Raw genomic sequence first — 7,400 nt, 5'->3', positions numbered from 1 at the left:
CTAGCCAGGTTCGATGTATGCTAATTGAGCATCCTGAAATAGATACCCAGCAAACGCTGATTGTTAATTTTGTTGAGTTTGGGGCTTCTTCTTTAAATTTCATGGTTTATACCTTTACCAAGACCACGAACTGGTCTCACTTTATGAAAGTGAGACATGATGTTTTCATGAGAATTATCAAAATCGTTGAGGCAAATCAGGCTAAATGCGCGCTGCCTAGTCATGACGTTTATATGCAGAGTACTCAGATCACTCCAGCTCAATCGGATTTTTTCTGGTGCTCCAATGACATCTATTTAAAATGTATAGAGGCCAATTGCAAAAGCAAATTTTATTCGATTATTCATATAATCGATTAGATTATTCCTAACTGTTTTTTCAGGAACCAGTTTATAACTGGCTCTCTATTACAATACTATTTTGTGTTACTTTACCATTAGGCTGTCACTATCATGAATAAACATTTTCTTTTCAATATTTTTATTTTTCTAGCAGCTGGCAGCATTATTGTTCCGCTAGCAAGCCGCTTCAAATTAGGTTCTGTGCTTGGATACCTCGCGGCGGGAATGTTGATTGGGCCTTTCGGTTTTGGACTAATTGCCAATACAGAGCAGATTATGAATTTTGCCGAATTCGGCGTTGTGATGATGCTGTTTTTGATTGGCCTTGAATTAGAACCCAAAATGTTATGGAAATTAAGGAAGTTAATTATCGGTTTGGGAGGACTGCAGGTCATATTAACTGCTGGCCTTTTTACAATGATTGGTATGGCATTGGGCTATCAATGGCAAACAAGCCTTGCTGTAGGGATGGCTCTCGCTCTTTCCTCAACCGCTTTAGTTTTGCAAATGCTACAGGAAAAAATATTCTGAGAACCGCCGAAGGTGAAAGCTCGTTTGCGGTTTTATTATTCCAAGACATTGCCGTTATTCCGATTCTTATTATTATGCCTTTATTAGCGCCAGGAAGTGGCGTTTTTCATAGTGGGCACGAAGCCTCTTTTGTATTACAGCTTCCTAAATGGTTACATGCATTGCTGATTGGGGGCAGTTATTGGCGCTGTGATTATAGTGGGACGCTATTTGTCTCGTTATCTATTTCTAACTATTGCAAAAACGAATTTGCGCGAAGTCTTTACGGCCTGTTCACTGGCTCTGATTGTAGGTATTACTTTGCTGATGGACTCTATCGGTGTATCTGCTGCTTTAGGCGCATTTATTGCTGGGGTAGTTCTTGCTAATTCTGAGTATAGACATACTATTGAAACCGATATTCAACCTTTTAAAGGATTATTGTTAGGCTTATTTTTTATCTCCGTCGGCATGGGAATGAACTTTGCACTGTTCTCTCAACAACCGGTAATACTGATAGCCAGTGTATTGATATTAGTCGCCATCAAAGCATCTATTTTATTTGTTTTAGGCCGTGCTTTTGGCCTGACCAGCCACCAAACAGCGGGCTTCGCCTTTGGACTGGCACAGGGTGGTGAATTTGCCTTTGTATTGCTCCAGTATGCAGATCAATCCAATGTAATCAGTCAAAGTACAGCTGGATTTTTACTCTTGCGGTTGCCCTTTCTATGATTACTACACCCTTTTTAATGTTAGCTTACCACCGTTACGTTACTTCACGGGCTTTGCGAAAGAAATCAACTGCCTATGATGAGATTAATCTAGACAATACAGAGCCAGGAGTTATTCTTGCAGGCTACGGCCGATATGGACAGATTGTTGGCCGATTACTGAGAGCAACTGGTATTAACGTCACTGTTTTGGAAAAAACCCGGACAAATAGAGTTATTAAGAAAATTTGGCTATCAGGGTTATTTTGGCGACGCATCTCGCCTGGATATATTAAAAAATGCTGGAATAGCTAGGGCAAAATTACTCATTGTAGCGGTGGGAAATGCCGATGCCAATTTAGAGATAGTTAAACTGGCAAGACATCATTATCCCGATTTGACCATTTTTGCACGCGCCAGAAATCGCCGTCATGCTTATGAGCTTCATAAAGCAGGAGCCCATTACATACGAAGAGAATTATTTGATTCGTCATTATTCATGACGAAGGATATCATGAAATTTATGGGGTATCCGCATCGCATCGCTGAAAAGAAAGCCAAGGCTTTTCAGGATTATGACGAGGCAGCTTTATTTAAATCCTATGAGTTTTTTGACAATGAAAAAAACTGATTAATTTTTCCAGACAAGCAACAGGTGAACTGGAGGAACTGCTCGGCGCAATGTCGTATGACCATGAAGCGGTATGAAAAATTATTGAACAATAATTTGCATAATCCTAGACACATTGGTTAAAATTAATACTTTTCAGACAAGTATTAGTATGTTAGCATCACCAATTTTTAAAGGATTCTATTGTGAGATCGAAATACATTAATACTGGCTTGGAAACAGTAAGAGAAGGTTATAAAGGGGCTAAGCAAAGTACTACTCTTACAGGTGTCATGACACAGGTTGCCAATGTTGCGTCAGGGAAAGCGGTCATCGATGCGATTGAACAAAACGTTCCACCAGTCAACCAAGGTTTAAAACTATTTGCCAAAGGCGTCGAAATCCCAGCAAAAATGATTGCCCAACCACTCGTTTCGGCAGCCTTTTCTTTTGCTATAAGAAGATCTGTACGTGGCGCAGTCAAGTCTTATTATGTCCATTCAATAAGTCACACTGTAGTGTCTTCTGCGGTCCAATATGGCTTGAGTTTTCTGTCTGAAGAAGCGTCTAAAAGCGGAATCGCTGATAGTATTTCAAATTTTGCCTTAGGCATGGCCGAAGAAGAATTTATTAAGCATGCTTCAGCGACAATTTTAGAATTGCTTGAGCCATTGATTAGGAGTGGTGCGGATTTAATTGCAGCTGAGACTGGACGAATAACTAAGAATTCCGTCAAGGTTTATTTCGGCAATCTACTTTTGCTTTACATGGCATCACTTGTTTTATCGCTATTGCATGATGATACCGCAGGCATGTTAAGAACAACTGTTAATTATGCTCAAGATTTAGATAATAGTTGGTATTGTTTGCTAGTTGTCATGATGACTATGGCGGCTCACCTATTGCCTGTTATAGGACGTGCGATCTCACCTACTCTGCAAAAACAGCATACCAAGTCTGACCTAAAGGAATACATCATTTTAAAATCACAAAGAGATGGCGGAAAAGACTTGGATGGTGCGTTGTATCAATATGTTGTTGGAATAGTGGTGGATACCCTGGTGGACAGTAATATTATTGATAGTCACCAGATCCAATTGGCGTTAAATTCAATGCAACTGTCTGAAGAAGCAGTCCGTACAACATTCGGTTCCTAGTAACTACACTGGAGATAAGCTCGCGGAATCAATGGAAGCGGAAGCATAGTCATTGATTCCTAATCAATGACTATGCATGCGGTTATCAATTCTTTCAATCGGTCACCTAGCTTCCCATGTCTTTGAAATGATAAAAACCTCGCTTCCTCACATGCGAGCCTCAACCTATATTGTGCTAATGCTTCATACACAAGCCATAATAACTCCGCTATCGTAAACGCATCGAATAAATGTCTTTCGGATTCAAAAATCCTATAATTTTTAGGCAAGAATCCATCAGTCTTAGATAAGCATCATCTTCTTTTGTCAGGGCATGATGGAACGTTGCCTGTCGCAAACAGCCAATCAATGAAAAAAACGGATGAGAAATGACTATTTCACCTAAATCAATAAAGGTAATAGTTTGCGATATATCGCTTATAAGTATGTTATTGCCATGAAAATCACACTGTACAAGCGTTTGTTTGATAGAGTCGTTGGATAACTTCTTACATAAATGGGCGATCTTTGGAAGCAGTTTCTCTAACTCATTGATTTCAATTTCGGACAATCCATCCTTCATTAATAAATTTTTCTGCGAAAGCAATTGCTGGTATAACGTTGGTAATTTATCTAGCCGCCAGTCGGGAACACCTATATCAAGAAACCTGGCGACATGATCGGAGACAGCCAACTGCATAGACGTAAATTGTTCAATAGACTTGCAAAGCAGTGTGAGGTCGAATTGCTTTTTCAGAGTTTCTCGTAAAGGCCTGCCTGCATCTTTCATTAAAAAACAATTTAATTCTGCATTGCACGCAATCACTTCCGGCACAGAAGCATGGAACTGATCATGCAAAATTTGAGTAATGGCAGGCTCTAAGGCAAGCAGTGGCGGCGTATGCTTCAAATAAATATAGCCACCCGATGTTGCAAAGCGGGCCACATAAGACCACGGTGTGTTTTGAACATTCTCTGGCCGAGTGCTTTTTTAGTATATACCTATGCGATACAAGATAGTTGCAACCCCATTGAATCACTTCTTTATTCAACGTATTATTTTCTTTCACAGGTTCCGTGGCCACCATTCGTTGCTCTATTATGCTATAAGTTACTATGCTACCGCTTTATTTTATAATAATTTTTTAAGATTGCTTCTTGAGGCCCACTGAAACCTAAGGGAAACCAAAAGAAATAACAGAAGCAATCGGTAACACCAAAATAAACAGCGAATAGATAACAATCCTGGTTGTTACAACCAGGCTGCAAATACCCATTGATGTTTCAATCATTCCATTCTGGAATCCGGCCTGTAATTTTTTCCTTTGACTTATAATTATCCATGGTGTGAAAATAATTCACACTTTTTAATTGACCAGGATCTGAGATGCGTGAGAAATTTTCCCCTCCCCAAAAAAGTAAAACCGCTTTAGTAAAAGAGAAAAGAGGCTCAAAAAGCTGTTTCTTTATCTTCATGAATGAGTTTAAAGGCGAGAGCGATTTGCAAAATTTGCCTGGCGAATCGAAAGATCTCTATATTTTACTGAACAAAATGAACTTTATTATGCACCAAGAGAAACACCAACGCATGATCAGCGAACGTCTTCCAGTTGGCAAAAATATGTCCAAATCCCTCTTAATCCACAAAAAATTGAGGAGCTGCGTTCAGAGCTATTACCCCAACTAAGAAAAAATCTAAATCAGATTCTCTCGCCAGACAATTTACCACTTTAACACCTCATGATCTAATCGCACTAAAAAATAACGGGGCATGCACGCAAAAGTACTCGTGGCCCCATTGAATTAGAAAGAGTTTGGCACCGAGTTTCTTGGTTACCAGGTTATCTTGTACACGAATTTTCTGGTACGGGGGACAAACTGACACTCCAACAAAAAATTTCAGCCTACAGGTTGGCATGGGAACGCTTAAAAGGTACTTATGTTAAAGGCAGAATAGCTTTTCCTATATTCAAAATAGCTAATTTGACTTTAATTAAAGAAGAGCATTGCAAATTATTATTGGCTGAAAGTATCGCTTTAGGAATACCTGCTCATGTATTTCACATCACAGCAAATCCTTTATCTGAAAGAAGCCAAGCTAAATTGGCTTATCACATCGAAAGCCATCACGATTTAATAGAAAGCCCTCAAGCTTTTGACGCTTATACGCATTCCGAATCATTCCGGGAAAATTTTGCTGTCTGGCACCGCGAGCGACAAGTTAACACACAAAGAAAACCGGAAAGAAATCATTTATGACATCCCCTCGCGCTTTTCGCTATTTTGGTAATTCATTAAATTATTTAGAAAGCATAGAAAAAATCATTGAACACTCATCTGAATTTGCTAGAGCGACTGTCGTTAAAGATGTAACTTGTGGAAGCTGTGCACTCACGTTCTATTTAGCCGAAAAATATCCCGCGAAAAAATACATTGCCAGTGATATCAACGGGGCACTAATCAATTTATTAAATTACATTAAAGAAAACCCTTGGGAAACAATAGAAAAATCTTACCGAGAACACCATTCGCGTTGTCGTAATAGTCCAGCAAATCAGCGCAACACTGTTTTTAATCAGATGGTTGCTGAATACAACGCACAATCACCAAAGGATTATTCGTTACTTCTTTTCATTCAAAATAATTCTTTTTCGAATGTAGAATTTACAGGGAATCAAATCCGCCGCACCTACTTATTAGAAACAAAAGGCACGACACTCAAGACCACATTAAAATTACTTCATCGTAGCAAGGAATTAATCGATAAAGGAAATATTGAATTTCAACACATGGACATGCACGAAGCGCTTCGTCAAGCAAACCCTGGAGACATTTGCTTTATGACTCCTCCTCATGAGCACGATGATGCAAAACTTTATGTCCAAAAAATACCAGTCAATATGCTTTCTGCTTCAATTAGGCAATTACAAGAACGAAAAATACCTTTTCTTCTCACCTATGGAGATAACATTGAACAGCAGTCAACCAATTTAATGAGTCTCATTGATGGATTAAACAAGTACTCTTACATCGCTTCAGGCGGTAGAAAAAAACAACCAAAATTATGACCGTTTATTTTTCTCAAAACTTGGTTTCACCATCGGTACTGGAAGAGCTAAATAGAAATCTGCGCTTAAATGCAGAGAGGTTAATTACTAAAGCCAGGAAAGGATTAAGAGTATTCGAAGAAACAAGACAATCCGGAGGGAGCAGTCACTTTAGCGAAACTGAACAACTCTATACTCAAACTATAGAATTCGCTCAGCAAATCATAAGTACCTTAGCTGAAATACCACAAACCAGCTCAAGCAAAATAGTGCAACAAACAATCGAAAGCTATTATACGCAAGAGGAAGATACGAGCAGTCTAGCTAACCCTCAATTTAGTCCTGTGGAAACAGACAGTGAGTCTGAATTAGAGGGTGAAGAAACCGACTTGGAGGAAGATGCGTTAGTACCGCATACTACAGTAGATAGCGAGACACCATCTACGTCTGAAGACACAGCTGTACAACCACTCGATATTGTCGATATATGGCAATGTTTACCTCCACAGAGAACAGCATCCCTTGAACAATCTTCTGAGAGACTATCTGATTTATCAACTAATAATAACACTAGAGGAGAAACATCTCTTTTACCCTCTATCGCAGAATTGTTTCCTTCTTTACATCACTCTCGTCGCGCTCCTGAGGCTGACAAGCTAGATACAGAAGAGGATGAATTACGTAAAAGAAAAACAATGGCTAATTGGCAAGTAACCAAAGGCGGCTTACCACCTGATTATAAACGTGCCAGAACAGGCCAATATTTCGATTTCTTTTCTAAAGACAGTGCAACTACTAGCACGATAGATCACGAAGCGACAGTAACGAATGAAACGGAAGTCGATTATGAGTCCTCCTCCCTTCCATCACCGTCTCGAGGAAGCTAATAACCTGGTTGCGGATAAAGAGTCAATACTCAGTCGCATTCATGGAGCCAAACGCTGGTTCCATGAATCTATTAAGCATTAAAAACACCCCATTATACTAAAATTATCTAGAGATGACTGATGTGAAAACTGTTATGCCTGATTTTATATGAATTAGTT

10 protein-coding genes and 1 pseudogene are annotated in these 7,400 nt (G+C 39.3%); 9 read left to right on the top strand and 2 right to left on the bottom strand.

Features of this window, described 5'->3' with window-relative positions; translation table 11 throughout:
- The 6 genes and pseudogenes from BN58_RS08495 to BN58_RS08470 form a co-directional block, all read left to right on the top strand.
- Positions 1-359 (top strand): annotated as a pseudogene (locus BN58_RS08495) (hypothetical protein); the annotation flags it as partial.
- Between the two features lie 93 nt (positions 360-452).
- The gene (locus BN58_RS33485) at positions 453-872 is read left to right on the top strand and encodes a cation:proton antiporter domain-containing protein (protein WP_026069356.1); all 420 of its coding nucleotides are present in this window, start codon (positions 453-455) and stop codon (positions 870-872) included.
- Between the two features lie 168 nt (positions 873-1,040).
- A complete protein-coding gene (locus tag BN58_RS33480; protein WP_026069355.1) occupies positions 1,041-1,583 on the top strand; it encodes a cation:proton antiporter domain-containing protein in 543 nt (180 codons plus the stop codon).
- 17 nt (positions 1,584-1,600) lie between these two features.
- Complete coding sequence (locus tag BN58_RS33475; RefSeq protein ID WP_232220455.1) at positions 1,601-1,876, top strand: hypothetical protein; 276 nt, start codon at positions 1,601-1,603, stop codon at positions 1,874-1,876.
- A complete protein-coding gene (locus BN58_RS33470; RefSeq protein WP_332247943.1) occupies positions 1,767-2,192 on the top strand; it encodes an NAD-binding protein in 426 nt (141 codons plus the stop codon). Before BN58_RS33475 ends, BN58_RS33470 begins: the two co-directional genes overlap by 110 nt.
- 185 nt (positions 2,193-2,377) lie before the next feature.
- Positions 2,378-3,328 carry a hypothetical protein gene (locus tag BN58_RS08470; protein ID WP_019216459.1) on the top strand — a complete coding sequence of 317 codons (951 nt, stop codon included), beginning with the start codon at positions 2,378-2,380 and terminating at the stop codon, positions 3,326-3,328.
- 208 nt (positions 3,329-3,536) lie between these two features.
- Here BN58_RS08470 and BN58_RS23440 read toward each other — a convergent pair whose 3' ends face one another.
- Both BN58_RS23440 and BN58_RS08455 read right to left on the bottom strand, forming a co-directional pair.
- Positions 3,537-4,253, bottom strand: coding sequence for a phosphotransferase (locus BN58_RS23440; protein ID WP_232220454.1), 717 nt, complete (start codon positions 4,251-4,253; stop codon positions 3,537-3,539).
- Between the two features lie 338 nt (positions 4,254-4,591).
- Positions 4,592-4,783, bottom strand: a complete 192-nt coding sequence (locus BN58_RS08455; RefSeq protein ID WP_019216457.1) for a hypothetical protein — start codon at positions 4,781-4,783, stop codon at positions 4,592-4,594.
- Between the two features lie 435 nt (positions 4,784-5,218).
- Here BN58_RS08455 and BN58_RS08445 point away from each other — a divergent pair, with 435 nt between their 5' ends.
- Genes BN58_RS08445 through BN58_RS08435 form a run of 3 tightly spaced genes read left to right on the top strand, consistent with a single transcriptional unit; the run spans position 5,219 to position 7,241 of the window.
- Positions 5,219-5,566, top strand: coding sequence for a hypothetical protein (locus BN58_RS08445; protein WP_019216455.1), 348 nt, complete (start codon positions 5,219-5,221; stop codon positions 5,564-5,566).
- Complete coding sequence (locus BN58_RS08440) at positions 5,563-6,375, top strand: DNA adenine methylase (RefSeq protein ID WP_019216454.1); 813 nt, start codon at positions 5,563-5,565, stop codon at positions 6,373-6,375. Before BN58_RS08445 ends, BN58_RS08440 begins: the two co-directional genes overlap by 4 nt.
- Before the next feature lie 20 nt (positions 6,376-6,395).
- Positions 6,396-7,241, top strand: a complete 846-nt coding sequence (locus BN58_RS08435) for a hypothetical protein (RefSeq protein WP_156812434.1) — start codon at positions 6,396-6,398, stop codon at positions 7,239-7,241.
- Positions 7,242-7,400 lie beyond the last annotated feature (159 nt).

Source organism: Legionella tunisiensis (assembly GCF_000308315.1).
In the GTDB taxonomy this organism is placed as follows: Bacteria; Pseudomonadota; Gammaproteobacteria; order Legionellales; family Legionellaceae; genus Tatlockia; species Tatlockia tunisiensis.
The sequence above is the reverse complement of the archived record's forward strand: the minus strand, read 5'-3'. Positions and strand labels throughout refer to the sequence as shown.